This is a genomic window from Streptomyces sp. NPDC058525 (assembly GCF_042719495.1).
Classification (GTDB): Bacteria; Actinomycetota; Actinomycetes; order Streptomycetales; family Streptomycetaceae; genus Streptomyces.
In genome coordinates, this window is record NZ_JBHXNP010000077.1 from 16,465 (window position 1) to 36,614 (window position 20,150).

Annotated in this window: 23 protein-coding genes, 1 tRNA gene and 1 pseudogene; 12 read left to right on the forward strand and 13 right to left on the reverse strand. The window is 70.9% G+C overall.

What is annotated here, in order from left to right:
* Positions 1-27: 27 nt before the first annotated feature.
* The 3 genes from ACFWP3_RS29500 to ACFWP3_RS29510 all read left to right on the forward strand — a co-directional run bounded on the left by ACFWP3_RS29500 (position 28) and on the right by ACFWP3_RS29510 (position 3,798).
* Entirely contained in the window at positions 28-984 is a 957-nt protein-coding gene (locus tag ACFWP3_RS29500) for an AraC family transcriptional regulator (protein WP_384226959.1), read from the forward strand.
* A 160-nt stretch (positions 985-1,144) separates the two neighbouring features.
* A complete protein-coding gene (locus tag ACFWP3_RS29505) occupies positions 1,145-1,780 on the forward strand; it encodes a hypothetical protein (protein WP_384226961.1) in 636 nt (211 codons plus the stop codon).
* A 203-nt stretch (positions 1,781-1,983) separates the two neighbouring features.
* A complete protein-coding gene (locus ACFWP3_RS29510) occupies positions 1,984-3,798 on the forward strand; it encodes a glycoside hydrolase family 15 protein (RefSeq protein ID WP_384226964.1) in 1,815 nt (604 codons plus the stop codon).
* Between the two features lie 7 nt (positions 3,799-3,805).
* Here ACFWP3_RS29510 and ACFWP3_RS29515 read toward each other — a convergent pair.
* Positions 3,806-3,964: pseudogene (locus tag ACFWP3_RS29515) on the reverse strand (5,10-methylene tetrahydromethanopterin reductase); the annotation flags it as partial.
* A 40-nt stretch (positions 3,965-4,004) separates the two neighbouring features.
* Positions 4,005-5,003: an alpha/beta fold hydrolase gene (locus ACFWP3_RS29520; RefSeq protein WP_384226967.1), complete on the reverse strand. Its 999-nt coding sequence runs from the start codon at positions 5,001-5,003 to the stop codon at positions 4,005-4,007.
* Positions 5,004-5,143: 140 nt separating this feature from the next.
* On the opposite strand from ACFWP3_RS29520, the gene ACFWP3_RS29525 reads away from it, so the two are divergent.
* Positions 5,144-5,752, forward strand: coding sequence for a helix-turn-helix domain-containing protein (locus ACFWP3_RS29525; protein WP_384226969.1), 609 nt, complete (start codon positions 5,144-5,146; stop codon positions 5,750-5,752).
* A 195-nt stretch (positions 5,753-5,947) separates the two neighbouring features.
* Here the strand turns inward: ACFWP3_RS29525 and ACFWP3_RS29530 are convergent, their stop codons facing one another.
* Positions 5,948-6,367: a hypothetical protein gene (locus ACFWP3_RS29530; RefSeq protein ID WP_384226972.1), complete on the reverse strand. Its 420-nt coding sequence runs from the start codon at positions 6,365-6,367 to the stop codon at positions 5,948-5,950.
* Positions 6,368-6,393: 26 nt separating this feature from the next.
* The gene (locus tag ACFWP3_RS29535) at positions 6,394-6,762 is read right to left on the reverse strand and encodes a nuclear transport factor 2 family protein (protein ID WP_384226974.1); all 369 of its coding nucleotides are present in this window, start codon (positions 6,760-6,762) and stop codon (positions 6,394-6,396) included.
* A 70-nt stretch (positions 6,763-6,832) separates the two neighbouring features.
* Here ACFWP3_RS29535 and ACFWP3_RS29540 point away from each other — a divergent pair, with 70 nt between their 5' ends.
* Positions 6,833-7,708, forward strand: coding sequence for a LysR family transcriptional regulator (locus ACFWP3_RS29540; protein ID WP_384226976.1), 876 nt, complete (start codon positions 6,833-6,835; stop codon positions 7,706-7,708).
* Between the two features lie 142 nt (positions 7,709-7,850).
* Here the strand turns inward: ACFWP3_RS29540 and ACFWP3_RS29545 are convergent, their stop codons facing one another.
* Positions 7,851-8,192, reverse strand: a complete 342-nt coding sequence (locus ACFWP3_RS29545) for a HopJ type III effector protein (protein WP_384226979.1) — start codon at positions 8,190-8,192, stop codon at positions 7,851-7,853.
* Positions 8,193-8,385: 193 nt separating this feature from the next.
* Here ACFWP3_RS29545 and ligA point away from each other — a divergent pair, with 193 nt between their 5' ends.
* Positions 8,386-10,479, forward strand: a complete 2,094-nt coding sequence (gene ligA / locus ACFWP3_RS29550) for an NAD-dependent DNA ligase LigA (protein WP_384226981.1) — start codon at positions 8,386-8,388, stop codon at positions 10,477-10,479.
* A gap of 35 nt (positions 10,480-10,514) precedes the next feature.
* On the opposite strand, the gene ACFWP3_RS29555 is transcribed toward ligA, so the two are convergent.
* Positions 10,515-10,928, reverse strand: a complete 414-nt coding sequence (locus ACFWP3_RS29555) for a VOC family protein (protein ID WP_384226983.1) — start codon at positions 10,926-10,928, stop codon at positions 10,515-10,517.
* 253 nt (positions 10,929-11,181) lie between these two features.
* On the opposite strand from ACFWP3_RS29555, the gene ACFWP3_RS29560 reads away from it, so the two are divergent.
* Positions 11,182-11,715, forward strand: a complete 534-nt coding sequence (locus tag ACFWP3_RS29560; protein ID WP_384226985.1) for a DUF3291 domain-containing protein — start codon at positions 11,182-11,184, stop codon at positions 11,713-11,715.
* A 44-nt stretch (positions 11,716-11,759) separates the two neighbouring features.
* On the opposite strand, the gene ACFWP3_RS29565 is transcribed toward ACFWP3_RS29560, so the two are convergent.
* The 5 genes from ACFWP3_RS29565 to ACFWP3_RS29585 form a co-directional block, all read right to left on the reverse strand.
* Positions 11,760-11,832 (reverse strand) — tRNA-Ala (locus tag ACFWP3_RS29565).
* A 258-nt stretch (positions 11,833-12,090) separates the two neighbouring features.
* The gene (locus tag ACFWP3_RS29570; protein ID WP_384226986.1) at positions 12,091-12,630 is read right to left on the reverse strand and encodes a hypothetical protein; all 540 of its coding nucleotides are present in this window, start codon (positions 12,628-12,630) and stop codon (positions 12,091-12,093) included.
* Positions 12,623-13,534 carry a DUF6286 domain-containing protein gene (locus ACFWP3_RS29575; RefSeq protein WP_384226989.1) on the reverse strand — a complete coding sequence of 304 codons (912 nt, stop codon included), beginning with the start codon at positions 13,532-13,534 and terminating at the stop codon, positions 12,623-12,625. Before ACFWP3_RS29575 ends, ACFWP3_RS29570 begins: the two co-directional genes overlap by 8 nt.
* Entirely contained in the window at positions 13,531-13,716 is a 186-nt protein-coding gene (locus ACFWP3_RS29580) for a hypothetical protein (RefSeq protein WP_384227033.1), read from the reverse strand. Before ACFWP3_RS29580 ends, ACFWP3_RS29575 begins: the two co-directional genes overlap by 4 nt.
* A 59-nt stretch (positions 13,717-13,775) precedes the next feature.
* A complete protein-coding gene (locus ACFWP3_RS29585) occupies positions 13,776-14,258 on the reverse strand; it encodes an Asp23/Gls24 family envelope stress response protein (RefSeq protein WP_384226991.1) in 483 nt (160 codons plus the stop codon).
* A 168-nt stretch (positions 14,259-14,426) separates the two neighbouring features.
* On the opposite strand from ACFWP3_RS29585, the gene ACFWP3_RS29590 reads away from it, so the two are divergent.
* From ACFWP3_RS29590 to ACFWP3_RS29605, 4 genes are all read left to right on the forward strand, one after another.
* Entirely contained in the window at positions 14,427-15,008 is a 582-nt protein-coding gene (locus tag ACFWP3_RS29590) for an RNA polymerase sigma factor (RefSeq protein WP_384226994.1), read from the forward strand.
* Positions 14,999-15,616, forward strand: a complete 618-nt coding sequence (locus ACFWP3_RS29595; protein ID WP_384226996.1) for an Asp23/Gls24 family envelope stress response protein — start codon at positions 14,999-15,001, stop codon at positions 15,614-15,616. The genes ACFWP3_RS29590 and ACFWP3_RS29595 overlap by 10 nt, the downstream gene beginning before the upstream one ends.
* Complete coding sequence (locus tag ACFWP3_RS29600) at positions 15,613-15,945, forward strand: Asp23/Gls24 family envelope stress response protein (protein ID WP_384226999.1); 333 nt, start codon at positions 15,613-15,615, stop codon at positions 15,943-15,945. The genes ACFWP3_RS29595 and ACFWP3_RS29600 overlap by 4 nt, the downstream gene beginning before the upstream one ends.
* 854 nt (positions 15,946-16,799) lie before the next feature.
* Positions 16,800-17,675 carry a DUF4394 domain-containing protein gene (locus tag ACFWP3_RS29605; protein WP_384227002.1) on the forward strand — a complete coding sequence of 292 codons (876 nt, stop codon included), beginning with the start codon at positions 16,800-16,802 and terminating at the stop codon, positions 17,673-17,675.
* A 97-nt stretch (positions 17,676-17,772) separates the two neighbouring features.
* On the opposite strand, the gene ACFWP3_RS29610 is transcribed toward ACFWP3_RS29605, so the two are convergent.
* A complete protein-coding gene (locus ACFWP3_RS29610; protein WP_384227004.1) occupies positions 17,773-18,423 on the reverse strand; it encodes a fasciclin domain-containing protein in 651 nt (216 codons plus the stop codon).
* Positions 18,424-18,896: 473 nt separating this feature from the next.
* Complete coding sequence (locus tag ACFWP3_RS29615; RefSeq protein ID WP_384227007.1) at positions 18,897-19,136, reverse strand: chaplin; 240 nt, start codon at positions 19,134-19,136, stop codon at positions 18,897-18,899.
* A 338-nt stretch (positions 19,137-19,474) separates the two neighbouring features.
* Between ACFWP3_RS29615 and ACFWP3_RS29620 the strand changes: the two genes are divergently transcribed.
* Positions 19,475-20,131 carry a sigma-70 family RNA polymerase sigma factor gene (locus ACFWP3_RS29620; RefSeq protein WP_384227009.1) on the forward strand — a complete coding sequence of 219 codons (657 nt, stop codon included), beginning with the start codon at positions 19,475-19,477 and terminating at the stop codon, positions 20,129-20,131.
* Positions 20,132-20,150: the final 19 nt, after the last annotated feature.

Here is a 20,150-nt window from a genome sequence, read left to right on the forward strand (position 1 = left end):
GCGTCTCGCCCCCCGTACGCTCGGTGCATGGATGTACTCAGCGACGTGGTCGCGGTGACACGGACCGGCCGGCCCCGGTCGGCGCACGTGCGGTGGCATGCCCCGTGGGGACAGGAGTTCGCCTCCGTTCCCGGGTCGGCGGGCTTCCAGGTGATCCTGCAGGGGTCCTGCTGGCTCCTGCCCCCGCATGCGGAACCGATCCAACTGGGCACGGGAGACGTGGTGTTCCTCCCTCACGGCAGCGGGCACACCCTGGCCGACAGCCCCGAATCCCTCGCGACAGCGCCCGCGTGCGGCCCCGACGACCACCAGCCGTACGACGCCTACGCCTCGGACAGCGTCGACCGGAGCGGAGGCGGCGGTCCGGTCACCGTAGTGCTCTGCGGGGCCTACCAGCTCGACCCGTCCCGCACCCACCCGCTGCTGCTGACCCTCCCGGATCTGATCCACCTGCCGGCGCACCCGGGCCGCCACCCCGAACTGCGCTCGGCCGTACGGCTGTTGGCCGCCGAGCTGGAGAGTCCGCATCTGGGCACGGACGCCATCGTCCCCGCCCTCCTGGACACGCTGCTGCTGTACATCCTGCGCATCTGGTTCAAGGAACGGCCCGACCGGGGCGGCATCACCGGATGGGCCGCCGCACTGAACGACCCACCGGTCACCGCCGCCCTCCACGCCATCCACCGAGACCCGGCAACACCCTGGACCGTGGCGAAACTCGCTGCCGAAGGCGGGCTCTCCCGGGCGCCGTTCGCCAGACGCTTCGCCCTGCTCGTCGGCCAACCGCCGCTCGGCTACCTGACCTGGTGGCGGATGACCACGGCAGCGCGCCTGCTCCGCGCATCGGACGCACCGCTGAGAACCATCGCCGCCCAGGTGGGCTATACATCCGAGTTCGCCTTCGCCAACGCGTTCAAACGCACGCACGGGACCGCACCCGGAGGGTACCGGCGGAGCAACTCCCCTGCGGCCTACGGCCGGTGACGCAAACGGACAACCCATGGCACTTCCGCAACCGCAGCCCAGGCGCGCGCGGTAGCGAGGCTCCCTCCGCGGAGGAGCCTCGGCTCCGCACGGGGTTTTGGTGCGTCACAGACGGGTCAAAGCCGCCACACGCAGTCCCACACCGGGACAAGATGGCGCGATGCGCACACACCACACAGCGGCTTTCGCCGCCGCGGCTGCCGCCTTGCTTGCCCTGACCGCGTGCAACCCCCAGTCCGCCGATGCGGGGAAGCCGTCGGCTCCCAGTGCCCCGGCCGCCGGCACCACCGCGCGGTCCGGCCCGACGCCCGCCGCGAAGACCGCCGCTCTCCCCAACCTCGTGGGCAAGGGCCTCCAAGCCGCCCAGGACGAGGCTCAGGCCGCCGGGTTCGCGGTCCTCAAGTCCCACGACGCGCTCGGCCGCGACCGCCTTCAGGCCGTGGACCGGAACTGGAAGGTGTGCTCGCAGCAGCCCGCCGCCGCAGCGAAGGTCGACACCACCACCATCATCGACTTCGGGGCGGTCAAGCTCGAGGAGACGTGCCCCGCAGGCGACGCCCCCGGCCCGAAGCCCGTGGGAAGCACCATGGAGGACTTCGTAGGGCAGGGCATGAAAGCCGTCCGCGGAGCGCTGCCGGCCAACACCAGCGTCACGGTGAAGGACGCCGTTCACAGCCGCATGGTGGTGCAGGAGTCGAACTGGAAGGTGTGCAGCCAGGACCCGAAGCCCGGGGCGGCGCTCACCGGTCAGCCGGTGGCGTTCACCGTGGCCAAAACCGAGGAAGCCTGCCCCTAGGCCCGGCACAGCCCGTGGGGCTTCTCCGGTGGTAAGTGCCGGTCACCGCAGCCGCAGCCGCAGCCGTGGTGGCCGGGGGAGCGGCGGGACATGCGCGCGCATCCCGGCTGTAGGAAGATGTGACGCAGGCGTACTGCCGCACCCGCAGGGGCCGGGTCCCGCCCCACGGCGCTGCGACTCCGGCGACCGCGGAGGTGCCCGAGGTGAACGACCGGCCCATCGCGGACTACGCCCTGCTCTCCGACTGTCACACTGCGGCACTCGTCAGCCGTCATGGTTCGGTCGACTGGCTGTGCATGCCGCACTTCGACTCCAGCTCCCTCTTCGGCCGGATCCTCGGCCCGCAGGCCGGCCACTGGCTCATCCGGCCGGCCGGCCCCTCCACGCACAGCAGGCGCTACCTCGAACGCACGATGGTCCTGGAGACGACGTTCCGCACTCCCACCGGCACGGTCACCCTGACCGACGCCCTCGCCTCCGGACGCAGCGAGACCGGACACGACCTGGGCCTGCACGCACCCCACCTCCTCCTGAGAGTGGCGCACTGCACCGAGGGCCGGGTCGCACTCGAGATGGAGTTCGCCCCGCGACCGGAATACGGGCTGGTCAGACCCCGCCTGACAGTCGTCGAAGGAGGGCTGCTCTGCCACGGCGGACCCGACACCCTCGGACTGTGCTCCCCGTATCCGCTCGAGATCACGGACCTGGCCCGATGCGCCCCGGAACTGCACGCGGGCCAGTCCGCGGGCTTCGCCCTCCAGTACGTTCCCGCCGGCGGCAACCCCACCATCTGGTCCCAGCCGCAGATCCTCACCCACCTGGAGGACACCTTGGCCGCCTGGCGCGCCTGGTCGGGGGAGCACCAGATGTACGAGGGGCCGTGGGCGGACCTCGTGGGCCACAGCGGCCGCGTCCTGCAGTCGCTCACCTTCCAGCCGACCGGCGCCATCGTGGCCGCGCCGACGACCTCCCTGCCCGAGGAGATCGGAGGGGTCCGCAATTGGGACTACCGCTACGCCTGGGTGCGCGACGCCTCGTTCACCCTGGACGCCTTGTGGGTCGCTGCCTGCCCCTTTGAGGCGGAGCAGTTCTTCCGCTGGATGGCACAGGCCGCGGCCGGCGACCTGGACCACCACCAGGACCTCCAGATCATGTTCGGCATCCGCGGTGAGCGCGACCTGAGCGAACGCGAACTGCCCCACCTCCCCGGCTGGCGCGACAGCCGCCCCGTCCGGACCGGCAACGGCGCCTGGGCGCAGCGCCAACTCGACGTCTACGGCGAACTGCTGGCCGCCTTCCACACGCTGCGCCACCACCTGAAGGACGCCGACGAGCACACCAAGGCCTTCCTGACCGGACTCGCCGACACGGCCGCCGTCCGCTGGCGCGAGAAGGACCAGGGCATCTGGGAGGTCCGCAGCGAACCGCAGCACTTCCTCTACTCCAAGCTCATGTGCTGGGTCGCCCTGGACCGCGCCCTGGACCTGGCCGAGGCGCTGGGCGCTCAGGAGCGGATCCCGCTCTGGCGGCAGACCAGGGACGAGATCCGCGCGGCCATCGAACAGGACGGGTGGAGCGAGTCGGCGGGCGCGTACACGCAGGCGTTCGGCTCGGACATGCTCGACGCTTCGGCCCTCATGATGGCGATCGTCGGGTTCGAAGCCGCCGACACCCCTCGGATGCGAGCCACCATCGACGCGGTCAGGACCCGCCTCACCGGGCCGGACGGGATGGTGTACCGCTATCTCGCGGCGGACGACGGCCTGGCCGGCGGGGAGGGAACCTTCCTGCTCTGCACGTGCTGGCTGGCCCAGGCCCTCGCACTGGCAGGGGACACCGACGCGGCCCGCATCGTCTTCGAACGCGTGGCGGGCTGCATGAACGACGTGGGGCTCCTCGCCGAAGAAGTCGAACCGACGACCGGTGAACTCCTCGGCAACTTCCCCCAGGCCTTCAGCCACATCGGACTCGTCAACGCGGCCTGGGCCATCCACGAGGCGGAGTCCCGCACCGGGTGACCAACGGGCGGGCGAGGAGGTCTTCGCGGGTGGCGACCAGGGCCAGGGTGTTCATCAGCGAGGGCAGCACCAGGTCCCGGTCCTGCGGTGCGATGCGTCCGAGGTAGTTGGGGTAGAGCTTGGTGTGCCGGTCCGGCGCGCTGGCGGTGGTGCCGCGCCGGTCGAGGCCCGGGGCAGGGCCGTTGCGGAGTCGCGCGAGGGCCGGTTCAGTCCTGGAGGCCGGTGAGCCAGTCGGTGAGCAACTGGTTGACCTCTTCGGGGCGTTCCTGCTGGATCCAGTGGCCGCAGCCTTCCAGCAAGTGGGAGGCGGACAGGGCGGGGAGGGTGGCGGGTAAGGCGTTGATGGCGTCGGCCATCCAGGTGGTGGAGGCGTCCAGGGCGCCGCCGATGAACAGGGACGGCTGCGTGATCGGGGCTCCGTGGTGGGGGGCGAGGTCCTCCCAGTCGCGGTCCATGTTGCGGTAGCGGTTGAGGGCACCGCCCAGGCCGGTGCGCTCGAACTCCGCAGCGTAGAAGTCGAGTTCGTCCTCGCCCAGCCAGGCGGGGAGGCTGTCTGACGGGAAGCGGTCGCGCAGTCGGCCGCCGTGGGCGACGAAGTGCGGGTCGGGCTCGCCCGGGGCGGGCATGGTGTCGGCGGACAGCGCCGCGTAGAGGCCGGCGAGCCAGCCCCGGACGTCGGGCTCGATCTCAGCCTCGGCGCGGCCGGGTTCCTGGAAGTAGGAGACGTAGAACTCCTGCTCAGGGCCACCGATCTGGCCGAAGACGTCGGTGGGGCGCGGGCCGCCCGGCGGCGCGTAGGGGACGCTCAGCAGGCCGACGGCGCGGAAGACCTCCGGGTGGAGCAGCGCGGAGGAGGCGGCGATGTTGGATCCCCAGTCGTGCCCGATGACCACCGCGCTCTCCTCGCCGAGGGCGCGTACCGCGGCCAGGTTGTCCTCCACCAGGTCGAGCATCCGGTAGGCGTCGATCGCGGCGGGCTTGGAGGAGCGGCCGTAGCCGCGTACGTCGATGGCCACGGCCCGGTAGCCGACGGCGGCGAGGGCCGGCAGCTGGTGGCGCCACGAGTACCAGGATTCGGGGAAGCCGTGCACGAGCAGGACCAGCGGGCCGGTGCCCTGCTCGACCAGGTGCAGGCGCCCGGCGGGGGTGTGGACGGTGCGGTGGCGGGGTTCGGCGGTGGTCGGCTCGGGCTGCCCAGGTTGCATGGGCTTCTCCTCGGTTCGCGGGCGGAAGCGGCTACCCGTCGATCATGCGGGGCAGCGGCCCCCCGACGCGATCGGCGTTGCCAATCTGGCAAGCTCGCAGGACAGGGCGGGAGTGGTGCGGTGGGGAAGGAGCGGGAGCGATGACAGGCGACGACCTGGGCGCCGCGGTGGCGGCGATGGGGCCGAGGCTGCGAGCCGCGCGCGAGCAGCGCGGCGCCACGCTCGCCGGTGTCAGCCGTGCGACCGGCATCTCGCCGAGCACGCTGTCGCGGATCGAGACCGGCCGGCGCAAGCCCACCCTGGAGGTGGTGCTGCGGCTGGCGAAGGAGTACGGCGTCTCCCTGGACGAGCTGGCCGGTACCGCACCCGCCCCGGTGGCCGAGCCGCGCCCCTCGGCGGCGTTGAGCTTCGGCGACGACAAGGTGGTGCTGCCGCTCACCCGGTACGTCGGCGGCTTGCACGCCCACAAGCACGTACTGCCCGCCGTCGAGGATCCGCCCGCGCGGCCCGCACGGCCCCGGCAGGTCTCCCACGAGGGCTACGAGTGGGTGTGCGTCCTGTACGGGCGGCTGTGGCTCGCGCTGGGCAGCCAGGATCTCGTCCTGGCCGCCGGGGACGTCGCCGAATTCGACACCCGCACCCCGCACGGGCTGGCGAACGCCGCCCCCGGCGGGCCCGTCGAGTACCTGGTCCTGTTCGGGCCACAGGGCGAACGCCCGCGGCCGCGGACCAAGGCGGCCGGCGAGTAGCCGCCGGTGGACGAGCCGGGCGCGCGGCGCCGGGCTACGGTGACGCGGGGCAGAAGGGCCGTTCCGGCCTCAGCGCCCGACCTTGATGCCGAAGTTCCGCCGAACCGCTGCCCAGGCCCCCGCGGAGCAGGTCCACGCCGGGACCCGCGGCCTGGGCACCCCGCGTACGCCCGTGACCCCACCCGAACCGCGGCGTCAGTCCGCGGGACGGTCGGCTACGCGACTCTCACAGACGGCCCGGTGCTCCGGGAAGCGCAGGGCGATCTCGGCAAGCTTCACGGACATCTCGTCGCGTGTGGGCAAGGGGTAGTACTCGTGGTGCAGTGCGATGCCCAGACAAACCGGATCGTCTGCCTTCCGTACCCACCGGTCCAGCGTGCGCGTCATGGAAGCGCCGTTGTCCGTCCCCGACCACGCCGCCACGTTCAGGAAGACGATCGCCTGCTCTGCCGAGGCCCGGCCGGCCTCCACTGCCTCGGCAACGATTTCGGCGATGTCGTCGGCACCGTAGGCGTCGATCAGATCGTCCACACGGTCGAACAGCTCGTCAGGGAAGTCGGCGTCGTCCTGTGCCGACACCCGTACGGCACACAGCCAGTCAAGCGCCTTGCCCACTGCTGACGTTGTCATCAGGCCCCCGTTCAGTTGTGCGTCTCGAGTCCCGCCAGCAGTGCGCGGGGGTCGAAGGTCACCCGGATGCGGGCGATCTTCCCGTCCTCCACGTGCATCCAGTTCGCCGTCGGGGCGGGCGGCGCGGCGCTCGTGTGCAGGTCGAACCAGGTGATCACGTCATCACCGTCCGCCACCCGCACCTTCACGTCGATCTTCTCCAGCACCTGACCGAGCCCCTTCAGCCCGGCGAGCGCCTCCTCTACCCCCGACGCCGTTCCCAGCGCTCCGACGAAGTCGACATCCTCGGCCAGCAACCCCCGCAGGGTGTCGAAGTCGCCCGCCTCCCAGGCGGTGAAGTAGGTCTCGGCAAGCTCTCGCGCAGTCCTCGTCTTCGTCATGCCTCCATCGTCCCGCCCTGCCATTCATCCGTCCAACAGATAGCCGAGATCAGATCTATCATTCCTGGATATGGAGATGCACCAGCTGCGCTACTTCGCCGCGATCATGGACGAGGGCACCTTCACCGCCGCCGCCCATCGCCTGCACGTCAGCCAATCCGGGATCAGCACCCAAGTGGCCAAGCTGGAGTCGGAACTGGGCCAGCAACTGCTCGACCGCTCCGGCCGGCAGATCCGCCTCACCCCGGTCGGGGAGGCCGTTCTCCCCCTCGCCAGGAACGCCCTCGCCACCCTCGAGGCCATCAAACACACCGCCGCCGAGTTCGCCGATGCCGTCCGCGGCCGGGTCCGGCTCGGCATGATCATGGGCTGCTCGATCCCGGCCTTCCTCGACAGCATCGCCGACCTAGGCCACACCCACCCCGGCATCGAGCTCAGCCTTCACGAGGCCTACTCCGACGACCTCCAGACCCAGGTCCTCGCCGGCTCTCTCGACCTCGCCCTGATCGGCTACGCGGGCGACGTGGCCGCAGGCCTGGACGTGAGCATCGTCGTCGACGAGCCGATCACCGCAGCCGTCCCGGCAGGGCACCCACTCGACCGGCCGGAACTGCGCCTCGGCGACCTACGGGAGGAGAAGATCCTCTGCCTCTCCCCGGGCACCGGCATCCGCGCCGCGTACGAGGACTCCTGCCACCGGATCGGTCTCGACCCACGCGTGGACATCGACGCCAGTTCTCCGGTCACCCTGCTCCGCCTCGCCGAGCGCGGCGCGGGCGTCGCCGTCCTCAGCGCGTCCTCCACACAGGGGACCGGCCTGCGGACCGTCCCGCTCACCGACGCCGCCACGCACGCCCGGCTCGGCCTCATCGCCCGCCGCGGTCAGCCCTCCCCAGCCGTACGGCTCCTGGGAACCAGGCTCGTCACCGCGCTGCAAGCCGACTGATCGCGGCAGCCCTCACCATCTGGCTCCGATCTTGACGGCGAGGTTCGGAGCCGACGGTGCTGCTACCAGTCCGCGGGACGCTGAAATCCGCATGGCGCCGGCGCCCCGGCGTCATCGAACACCTCAACGATGTAGTGCTCGTTCAGCCCCTGCGGGTCAACGGCTGTCCGGCGAAGCGCACCCCTGCCAGGCCGTGGGCCATCAGGTTGCGGATGTTGCCGTGATCGGTGTCGTTCGGCGTGGCCAGGACGCTGCGGTAGTGCTCACCGAACGCCAGCAGCGCCTCCTGGTCGCTCAGCCCTTCCAGCAGGGCCAGTCCCAGCGTCTTGCAGGAGCCCTCGTTCTCACCTGCGGCGTTTTCCGCTTCCCCGTTGCGGAACGCCTGCGGCTGGTACGCGTAGTGCGCGGTGATGAAGGCCAAGGTGTCGGCGAACTCGTGCTCACCTGACGCAAGGCTTGCACGCAGCGAGTTCAGATCGGTCATGTCGGCTCCCCTGGGCTGAACGGACGGCCGATTGCCGTCCGTGACCGGGGGACAATAGCTCCTGGAGGCCGGCCGGCAGGAATCGGGCCACATAGCGGAACGAGCGGCATCTCCGCAGGTCACCATGTGCGTCCGCGTGACGACCCGTCGAGAGCCGGCTCGGTCGGCGGCGTTGTCAGTGCGGGGCGGGATGATGACCTTCATGACCGAAAACAGTGCCCTGCTCTCTCCCGCCGCCTACATGGAGGCCGTGACCACCGCCGTGGCGGCGTCGGCCGCGTACTACGGCGACGGGACCACCCCGCTCGGTGACGACGAGTACGACGGGCTGCTGCGCGCCATCGCGGCCTACGAGGAGGCCCACCCGGACGAGGTGCTCGCCGAGTCGCCCACCGGGAAGGTGGCGGGCGGGGCCGTGCAGGGTGACGTGCCGCATTCGGTGCCGATGCTCTCCCTCGACAACGTCTTCGACGCCGACGAGCTCGCCGAGTGGGCCGCAGGGCTGGAGCGGCGTCTCGGGCACCCCGTGGCCGGATGGTGCGTGGAGCCGAAGCTCGACGGCCTCGCGGTGGCCGCCCGGTACCGGGGCGGTCGTCTCGTGCAGCTCCTCACCCGCGGCGACGGCCTGGCCGGCGAGGACATCACCCACGCCGCCGACGCCATCCTCGGCCTGCCGCCCGTCCTCACCCAGCCGATCGACGTCGAGCTGCGCGGCGAGGTGCTGCTGACGACCGCGCAGTTCGCGGAGGCCAACCGGATCCGGCTCGCCCACGAGGCCACGCCCTTCGCGCACCCGCGCAGCGGAGCGGCCGGCACCCTGCGGGCCAAGGACCGCCCCTACCGGATCGAGCTGACCTTCTTCGCCTACAGCGCGATCGGCCTGGACGACCTCGGCCACGTCGCTCTGCTGGAGAAGCTGGCCGCGCTCGGCGCGAACACCGCCGCCAGCACGGCCGCCGCCCCCATGCGCTGCGAGACCGTGGAGCAGGTGCAGGAACGCATCGACGTGATCGCCGGGCTGCGCGGAGACCTGCCGTTCGGGATCGACGGTGTCGTCGTCAAGGCCGACACGGCCGAGGACCAGCGGCAGGCCGGCAACGGCTCGCGCGCCCCGAGATGGGCGGTGGCCCGCAAGCTGGCGGCCGAACACAAGGTGACGCGCCTGCTGGCGGTCGAGTGGAACGTCGGCCGGACCGGGATCATCGCCCCGCGCGCCGTCCTGGAGCCCGTGGTCATCGACGGGGTGACGGTCACCTACGCCACGCTCCACAACCCGTCCGACATCACCCGTCGAGGCCTCATGATCGGCGACCAGGTGTTCGTGTACCGGGCCGGCGACGTGATCCCCCGGGTCGAGGCACCACTGGCCGACCAGCGCACCGGCGCCGAGAGCCCCATCGTCTTCCCCGAGGTGTGCCCCCGCTGTGGCGACGCGATCGACACCTCCGAGCAGCGGTGGCGGTGCGTGCGCGGCCGGTCCTGTCAGGCCGTGGCCTCGGTGATCTACGCGGCCGGCCGGGACCAGCTCGACATCGAAGGCCTCGGCGGCACGCGCGCGATCCAGCTGGTGGAGGCGGGTCTGGTCAAGGACGTGGCCGACCTGTTCACCCTGACCCGCGAGCAGCTGCTGGGTCTGGAGCGGATGGGCGAGACGAGCGCCGCCAACCTCCTGGCCGCGATCGAGACCGCCCGCGGGGCCGCGTTGAGCCGCGTGTTCTGCGCCCTCGGTGTCCGCGGCACCGGCCGCACGATGTCCCGCCGGATCGCCGCCCACTTCGGCTCGATGGCCGCGATCCGGGCCGCCGACGCGGACACGCTGGCCGGGGTCGACGGCATCGGCGCCGAGAAGGCCCGCGTCATCGGGGCCGAACTCGTAGAACTCGCCCCGCTCCTCGACAAGCTCCAGGCCCAGCAGGTCGGCACGCAGGTCACCGAGCCGCAGAAGCCCGCGACCGCTGCGACCACCGCGACCGCTGCGACCACCGCGACAGCCGCGACCGACGCGAACGGCGCCGAGGAGTCGGCGGGCGGCCCGCTGGCCGGGCAGGCCGTCGTGGTGACCGGCTCCATGACCGGCCCCCTGGCGTCGTTGTCCCGGAACGAGATGAACGAGCTGATCGAGCGGGCCGGCGGAAAGGCATCGTCCTCGGTGTCCAAGCGCACCACCCTCGTGGTGGCGGGCGAGAAGGCCGGCTCCAAGCGCACCAAGGCCGAAGAACTGGGCATCCGCATCCTCGACCCCGAGGAATTCGCCGCCCTCCTCGCCGACCTCCTCCCCACCACCTAGCCAACGCCGCCGCTCAAGTCACCTCGGCACACGGCCTACTGGTCGTGCTTGGGCCAGGTGGGACCCTGATCGGTCCAGATGACGCCCTTGTTGCGGCAGAGGCAGAAGGGGTGGCCGATGGGGTCGGTGTAGACGCGGAAGCCGTAGCCGTTGGGGCCGACGCAGTCCCGCTGAAGGGTCGCGCCGAGGGCCAGGACGCGGTGCTGTTCGGCCTCGATGTCGTCGACTTCGAAGTCGAGGTGGAACTGCTTGGGGTGCTCGCTGTCGGGCCACTGCGGGGCGCGGTAGTCCTCCACCTGGAAGAAGGCCAGTTCGATCTCGCCGAGCGAGATACCGGCCCATTGCTCGGTACTGCTCTCCTTGATCGGGAGCCCTGTCACCTCGGAGTAGAAGGCAGCCAGCTTCATCGTATCCGGGCAGTCGATAATGAAATCGGTTAGTCGCAGCATCCCGTGATCTTGCCACAAGATCAAATGGGTCGGACTGTGAGACAGGCCTCAGCTGACCGGGCATCGCCGGTACCCCCAGCCCGCCCCGCCCAGCCCTCGCGACGATCGGCGCGAGAGGCCACTTGGGCGGGCAAAACGCAACTTCGACAGGGCCCGTAGAGGCAGCTACCTTCACGTCGTCTTCGGCGATCGTCCACGGTCGTACGGGAGTTCCCGCAGTCTCAGCCACCCCCCCCCAAGCAGGGAGAAGCCCATGCCTCGTCTCGCGCTGTACACATTCGGCGTCCTGAAGTCACCGCTCGCCGATGCCTCACCCCTCACGCGCGAGTTCTACGACAGCGGCGAGGCCGTCTACCGGAGGATCAGCGAGCACCCCGGATACCTCGCTCATGCCGAACCGGCAGAGAGCGACCGGGGTGTGCTCTTCGGGGCGGACTGGGGTGCATGGGGGGAGTTCGCCGTACCGACCTGGTACGACAAGGGCCGTACGGCGGAAACCACAGCCTTGGCCGCGACCCTCTCACTCTGGACCGACCTGCGCCCCGCCTTCGAGGCCGTCTACACCGGTCTGCACCGTGCGGCGCTGAACAGGCGTTACGACTGGTTCGAGAGGACAGAGCACCCGAACTACGTGTGCTGGTGGGTCTCCGACGGCGTGATACCCACCTGGCGGGACGGGGTCTCCAGACTGGAGCACCTCCACGACCACGGCCCCGCGTCGGACGCCTTCACCTTCCACCGCCCGTTCGCGCCGGAGGGCGCCAGGCTCGCTGACAAGGACGCCTGAACGACTCATGGGCGACTCATGTGCGACCCGCGGCCGGGGTGGGATGGGGCCGACCGGATTCGAACCGGCGTCCTCCTACATGCGGTGAAGGCGCGACGACCACTGCGCTACAACCCCATCCCAAAGTCCAGCGTACTGGTGCGAAGGCTTCCCAGTTCCTGCGGATCGGGATACGTCCTCACGAACCATGAGCCCGAGCCGGGCCTGGAGCCGGACGAGCACTGACGTGCCTCGACGATCCACGTGCCCGGGTTGGGCCGCAACCGTCCGGTGCTGTCCAGGCACAGGTGGTTGGTGCCGTCGTGGGTCAGGCGCAGCGTCTGGATCCAGGTGTTCCCGGCGGCGTTCGCGGCTCGACGGCGCGTCCGGGCCTTCTCAGGCGGCCTTGACCCGGCGGGGCCTCTGGACCCTTAGGAGGATCCGCGTGTTGAGCGGCTGCGGGGCGAGGAGAGCGGCAAGGGAGGGCAGGACGCTCGTCCCGATGGCGGTGAGGACGTCGTCCGGGCGTGCCCTGCAATCCAGGTGCAGGATGAGGGTGAGTTCCGGGCGTTTGACGGAACCGTTCAGCCGACAACGCGCCCGTACGACTCCGGGGACCGCGGTGCAGCCCGTTCGTGCCGCACGGCGCAGGGCTCGGCTGTCGAGCGAGCAGCGCGGTGATGTCAGGGGCAGCCGGCGCGGTACGCGACCGCGGAACTGGGCCTTGAGCAAGGCCATCCCGAGGAGCAGTCCCAGACATCCCAGAACCGTCAAGGCCGCCGTGGGATGTCCCGAGAGGCGGTCGCGCACGGGGGTCAGGTCCAGGTGCGGCGGGCTGCCGACGGTGCCCCAGCGGGCCCAACTTGCCGCAGTGATGCAGAGGATGAAACCCGTCAGGCCGAGCGCGGCCCGGTTGGCCGCCCCACGGCTACGCATGGTGGTCTTCTGCCTGGATGCGGTGGTCTGGGGCGGGCGGCGGCCCGGATGAGCCGGTATCCGTGAGGTCGAGTCTGATTCGGGGGTTCCGCCTCAGTGCCATTGCTTCGATTGCGTGGGAGATCGCGAGGGTTGCTGTCTCTCTGGCCGGCTCGGCTTCACCGAAGGTGAGTTCCGAGCGGACGTGAACGGTGCGTGCGGTGCAGCGGACGGAACGGACGCGCAGCCCCGGTACGTCGGCCAGGGCCGCGCCGACCAGATGCGCGGCGCCGCTTCGGCTGAGCCCCGCCCGCACCGGCGCGGGGGTGCGCAGGGTCAGGAGACGGCGGTGCCCGGGGGTGAGGGCCAGGATCACCAGCCACATGCCCAAGGCGGCGGTCGCGCCGGCCCAGCCGCCGATGCGGCTGTGCCGGCGGGCGAACCTCACAAGGGCCTCGTAGGGCGACAACGACCCTGCCTCGACCAGCAGGTGGGGTGCGAGCGCGTTCCAGAGCAGCAGACACGAGGATGCGGTGATCGTCACGGCCAGGCATCCGGCCGACAGACGCCGCTGCGACCACGTTCTCGGCGCCTGTTCGCCCGCCACGGCCGGCGGTTGCGGTCCGGGCCCGGGGGCGGCCGCCGTGAGCTGCCTCACCCGGATGAGCGGCGCCGCGACCTTTCGGCCTGTCAGATGCGCGGAGCGGATGCCGACATGCTCCTGGATCGACACGGCTTGGGATCCGACGTCGGGGGAGAGCGGCAACGCCACCTCCACGGCGATGTCGAAACCCGGCCCTGCCTGGGATGCCGTGCCACGCAGGACGCGGCCACCGTCGGTCAGCGCTTCGGTCGCGGCCTGCCTGGCGATCTTGACGGCGACCCGGTCGGCGACCGTGGTGACGCCGCGCTCGGCCGCCCTCACGGTCGCCTGCGGTCATCGGCGAACAGGAGATCCCTGACCTTCCCGCCGCCTTCCAGATAGCGACCAGCCGCAAAGCCCAGACCGCCGAGGGCCGCGACCAACAGGAAGGCCGCGAACCCTCCGAACCAGCCGGCGAATGCCAGGGCCATTCCGGTCACCAGCCCGAGCGTTTCCTTGCCCATGTCTCCCATGCCTCTTCCACCTCGTCCTCGATCAGCCGAACGATCCGCGTGCCGGCCGGTCACTCCACGCGCGTGTCGCCTGCTGCCGCTTCGTCCTCGCCGGGCAGGTGGACGTCGGTGACGGCGATGTTCACCTCGACGACCCCCAGGCCGGTGATGCGCTCGACGGCGCTGATCACGTTCTCGCGCACGTCCCGGGCGACGTCCGGTACCGGAACCCCGTACTCCACGACCAGTTCGACGTCGATCGCGGCCTGACGCTCACCGACCTCGACCTTCACGCCCCGCCCGACATTGGGCCGCCCGCCGGGCACCCGGTCGCGGACCGCGCCCAGCGTGCGAGAGAGCCCGCCGCCCATGTCGTGCACGCCGGGAATCTCCCGCGCCGCCATACCGGCGATCTTGACGACCACGATGTCCGCGATCGACGTCCGGCCCCGAGTGCGGGCCGGCTCGTCGACCTGTACCGGCCCGGCACCCTGCCCGGCAGCGGAACTCGCCGCGCCCCGCTGGGCCGGCGCCGTTTCCTGCGTTGCGGTCATGACTGCTCCCTTGTGAGTCGAAGTTCGCTTGCTCCCCTTTGACACCACTGGCCACCGATCCGTTACGGACCTCTTCCGTGAACGGTGCGAACGACAGTTTGGATCTTCTGTCCGTAACGGATCGGGCGCCGACGGTGTCAAAGAACATGGAGGCTGGAAGGAGCCCGTGTGTGCGCTCGATGGGATCCCGACGGAACGGACGGTGCGTCCGGGTCAGGGGACGAGCTGCTGGCCGTGAAGGCGGCGGAAGGGGACGAGGAGGCGTTCGAGGTGCTCGTACACCGTCACGGAGCGGCCATGCTCCAGCTCGCCGAACGCCTCATGGGCACCCGTGCCGAGGCCGAGGACGCCGTCCAGGACGCTTTCGTCAGCGCCTGGCGCAAACTGCCCGAGTTCCGCGGCGAAGCGGGCTTTGGTACGTGGCTGCACCGCATCGTCACCAACCGGTGCCTGAACCTGCTGCGCGCCCGCCGACCGGCCGCAGACCTCGACGCGGTCCCGGAGCCGGCCGCACCGGAGCACCAGGCATCGCCCGTCCGTGCCGCCGAATCACACGCCGCCGCCCGCGATCTCGGCCGCGCGATGCGTTGCCTGTCCGCGGAGCAGAGGGTGTGCTGGGTGCTACGGGAGATCGAGGGCCTCTCCCACGAATCGATCGCTCAAACGGTCCGTATCAGCCCGGAAGCGGTTCGCGCGCGCGTCTTCCGGGCTCGGCGCGTGCTGACGGAGGCGATGGCCGCATGGCGATGAACCACCACGAACACGAGTCGTCCGACGAGGACACCGAGCTCCTGGCCTGCGGCCGCGACCTGGCCGCCGTATGGGAGCAGGCAACGCACACCCGAGCGGACCCGCACACCAGCTCTTGCGTCAACTGCCAGGAAGCCCTGGCAGACCTCGAGCGGCTCCGCGCCGCCGTACTGCCCCCGATGCCGGACGGCCCCACGGACCCTTCGGACACCTCCTCCCTGGCGCGCAGGGTCATGGACTTGGTCCGCCTGGAGCTGCGTCCCGGCCGGAACCTGCCCCTGGGCGAGCTGGAGGAGGACAGCTGGATCTACGAGTCCGTGGCCGCCCGGATCCTGCGCGCGGCCGCCGAGGAAGTTCCCGGCGTCCGCGCCGGCAGTTGCCGCATCGTCCCGCCGGACGGCCCCGGCGTGGCTCGGCGCGGCCCGGTCACCGTCCACCTCAAGATCACAGCCGAGTACGGGCGCGACCTACAGGCGTTGTCCGAGGCGGTACGGAGCACCACCGCCCGGGCCGCACACGAACGGATCGGCCTCACCGTCTCCGCGCTGGACGCCACCGTCAGCGACCTCCACGACCCACCGGACCGGCCACAGGAGCCCACGGTATGACGACACCACAGGTAGCCGCCGTCTCCGCGGCGGTCACCGAGGCCGTGCTGGCCGTACCCGGCGTAGCCTGCCTGCGCCCCGGCCTGCGCGGCCTGCTCCACTCCGTCGTCAGCCGACCCGAAGCACGAACGGCCGCCACCGGCGGGGAGCGTTCCGCGGTGCGCGTCACGCTCGGGGCCGCCGGGTCCGTCACAGCCGTTCACATCGACATCGTCGCCCGTGCACAACACCGGGCGGCCGATGTCGCCCGCGCCGTGCGGGCGGCCGCCGCCGAGACGGCCGCCGCCTCCCCGGCGGCGGTGAAGGTCACCGTCACCGGCATCGTGTGAACTGCGTCCGGGTGGGAGCGGATCGGGGCTCGCTACAGCGGCCTCGGGCACGTCAGGATCACCCACAGCGCGAGCGACCACGCACAGGCCGCGGCGCCCAGCAGCCGCAGTCGGCGGACCCGATCGGGCGAGATCGGATCCGCACTCCCGGAGGTGGCTCCGACGGTCTCCATCCCGACCGCACCTGCGGGCTGCCGGCGCGGCAGTGAGGGGGCTGCCTGCCGCGGTTCGGTCGGTGAGGGAGCCCGTCGTGTCTCGGGAAGTACGGTGTCGGGCTGTCGCGAGGCGGCCGGTCTTGGGTCCTTCAGAGTGATGACCGTGGTCGCGCCGTGCTGGGCGAGACCCGCGAGGAACCGCCGGTACGCGTCACGCCGGCCACCTCGTGGTGCCGTGCGCCCGCACTCCCAGGAACGCACCGTCGCCGGGGTCACACCGAACGCGACGGCGACTTGCCGGGTACTCAGGCCCCACTGCTGACGAAGCCGACGCCGCTCTTCCGGCTCGGGAAGCCCTGATGGACGGCGCAGCGAGGTTGAGCTGGGGCGAGAGACCTGACGCGGCAGAAACTGATGGACTGTCATGCCAATCTGACAATCTGCGATCCGGTTCCGTTATGCGGCCTTGAAGAGTTCATCCGAACGGCCGCCGTCTGCCGCCGGCCTGGACGTTGAGCGGGCGGCCCGGCCGCGAGAGGGAAAGCGCGGCCGGACCGCCGCACCCGTCCGGAGCAAGGGGCGCCGCCCTTGGGCCGTGCGGGTGGCATCCGCCCCGGGGACACATCCGCGGTGGCCGTGGTCGCGAATGCCGGTCGAGCCGTCGGCCACCCTGGCCGAGGCATCCGATCTGGGAGTGACATGCGAAACCGCACCCTCACCGCCGCATCCGCCGTCGTTCTCGCAGCCTTGTGCGCGGCTCCCGCGCTCGCCGCTGCCGACGACACCCCGCCGCAGACCCTGCCTGCGATGGACCACAACGGCGGACTGCGTGCGATCGGCCTGACCAGCGACCAGCGCCTGGTCGAGTTCGATGTGCACAAGCCGTCCAAGACCTGGTCGCTGGGCGCGGTTTCCGGACTTGCCGGCGACACCAAGCTCGTCGGCATCGACTTCCGCGTCCAGAACGAGCGGCTGTACGGCGTAGGCGACCGAGGCGGCATCTACACCCTGAACACCACGAACGCAGCGGCCACGAAGGTGTCCCAGCTGACCGAGGCGCTCGCCGGGACCGCGTTCGGCGTGGACTTCAACCCCGCCGCGAACCGCCTGCGGGTCATCTCCGACACAGGCCAGAACCTGCGCCACAACATCGACGACCGATCCGCGCTCCTGACCACGACGGTCGACGGCCCCCTCACCAACCCCACCACCCCGCCCTCGACCGCCACGGGCGTCACCGGCGCCGCCTACACCAACAACGACCTCAACGCCGCAACGGCGACCACCCTGTTCGACCTCGACACGATGATCAACCGCATCTCCCTGCAGTCGCCCGCCAACGCCGGCACCCTCGCCCCCACCGGCAACCTCGGGGTCGACGCCGACCTGGACGCCGGGTTCGACATCTACTACAACCCGGCCGCCGGCACGAACCACGGCTTCGCGGCCATCGGTACGGGCGGCGCATACCGCCTCTACTCCGTCGACGTACTGACGGGCAAGGCCACCGACAAGGGAGCCTTCCCGCAGAAGTACCAGGTCACCGACCTGGCCCTGCCCCTCAACCAGAGCTAGCCCGTCAAGAAGCGACGAACGGCCCGGTACCTCCGTTCTGCTCGGACGGAGGTACCGGGCCGCTGTCGTACGGCGGACGGCAGGACGCCGTCGGCGGCTACTTCGGCATCAGGACGGTGTCGATGATGTAGACGTTGGCGTTGGCGGTCTTGACGTTGCCGCAGACCACCGAGGCGGTGTCGTTGACCTTGTAGGACTCGCCGGAGCCCTTGGTGGTGACCGTGCCCTTCTGGAGGGTTTCGAAGGAGCCGTTGTCCAGCTGCTCAGGCGTCAGCTTCTGGCCGACCACGTGGTACGTGAGGATCTTGGTCAGCGTCGCCTTGTCGGCGAGCACCTTGTCGAGGTCGGCCTTCGGGATCTTCGCGAAGGCGTCGTTGGTCGGGGCGAAGACGGTGATGTCCTGCGCGTTGTTCAGGGTGTCCACGAGCCCGGCCTGCTTGACCGCGGCGACCAGGGTGGACAGGGCCGGGTTGTTGGAGGCGGCGGTGGCGACCGGGTCCTTGGCCATGCCCTCGAAGGAGCCCGCGCCGTCCTTCGGGACTCCTGCGCAGGCGGGGCCGAAGGGCTCGTCCATCGTCATCGCGTCTCCGGCAGGTGTGCTCGCTCCCGTCGAGGCGGAGCCGCCCGCGGCCGCGCTGGGGGCGGCCTTGGTGTCGCTGGAGGCATCGGAACAGGCGGCCAGCGAGAAGGGCAGCAGGACGGCTGCGGCCACGGCGATACCGGTGCGTCGGATCTGCATACTGTTCATGATCGGTTTCTCCTTGATAAGGCGGCTTTGTTCCTGCCGGACCGTGCGTCCACGGGCGGGCGGGGCGAGATGAGTTCGGGAGGTTCCGGCGGCTGCGCCGCGCCGCCCGGGCACAGAGCGGCCCAGGGGATCCGCACATGAGGTGAGGGCGGCGAGAAGTCCGGCCTGTGCACCACCGGCTGCGGGGGAGTGTGCGTCGCGGAAGCTGCTCACGCCCGTTCTTCGGCGCCAACGGCCCAGTGGATTGGTCCGCCACCGGAAGATCCGACGCGCCGACGCGCCGGATCTTCCGGGGTGCTGCGGGTGGCTGTGCCGACAGCCACCCGCAGCCGACCCGCCGGGCCGCGGGTACGCGTGAGGGGATGCGATGCGCCAAGAGCGCACCCCGCCCCCCTGGACCCGGACCCGGGCAGGTCACCGGTCCGCGCCACCCCGTTCTCGGCGGCGGACCGGCGCCTTGCGGGGGTGCCCGGTCAGAGGTTGACGCAGGTGTTGCCGAAGGACGGGTTCAGCAGACCGATGATGCTGAGCGTGTTGCCGCAGGCGTTGACCGGGATGTGGATGGGGACCTGGATCAGGTTGCCCGAGCCGACACCGGGCGAATACGCGGCCACACCCTGCGCCCCCGCGTCGGCGAAGGCCATCGACGCACCGCCGACCACCACTGCGCCGACTGCCAGGGCCACCGAAACGCTCTTGCACACACGAAGCATTGCTCTACCTCCAAGGGGCGGATGCCGCGCCGCGCGGAAGTCCCCGCGACGCCCGAGAGCCCGGTGACTGCCCGGGCATCTCGCTCCCGTACTTCGCCGCCCGTGTCTTGCCGGTTTGGTCTCAAAGGTGCGGTTCACTCGATCGGGGAGCCGCGCCGCATCGGTTGACCCCCGACCCCGGCCGAATTCAATGCGTAAACGATGCAAGTTGCTCCGGCGGGTCTGATCCGTGGAACCTGATCGCATCGCGTCCGACGGACCCGCAGGTGTCTTCCTCCGTGTGGTGACGGCCTTCGCTCCGGCAGACGCGAGGACCGCGAGTCGGAGGAGGAGGCGTCATGACCGCAACCCTGATGCGGGGCAACGATGCTGGTCAGGCCGCTGTCGCGGCCGGCACACGGCCGGACGAATCCGTCTCGGACGCCGCCATCACAGCGTTGATGCTCCAGGACGACGAGCAATGGCTGCCGCTGGCCTACCGGCGCTGGAGCCGTCTCGTCCACTCCTGCGCCTTGCGCGCCTTGGGCGACGCGCGCGAGGCGGAGGACGTCGCCCAGCAGGTGTTCGTCGCCGCGTGGCGCGGCCGGGCCGGGTTCCGTCCGGATCGCGGCACGCTCCCGGCGTGGCTCCTGGGCATCACCCGCCGCAAGACGGCGGACGCACTGAGTGCGCGGACCCGGCGGCTGGAACTCGTGGCCGCTGTCGGCCGGCAGCTCTCCGACCACCCGGTCGGGGGGACCGAGCAGGTGGTCGACCGGATCGTGGTCACCCGGGAACTCTCCCGGCTCCCGCGGCTCCAGCGCGATGTGCTGGCCCTCGCCTACTTCGCCGATCTCACCCAGGCCCAGATCGCCCGCCGCACCGGGATGCCGCTCGGCACCGTGAAGAGCCACGCACGCCGGGGGATGCAGCGGCTCAGGCTCAGCGTGGCCTCGGCCGCAGGGGAGACCGGGGCTGAAACCGCACCCATCCGACACGGGAGCGGCACCGAATAGTCCGATGAAACCGCAGGCC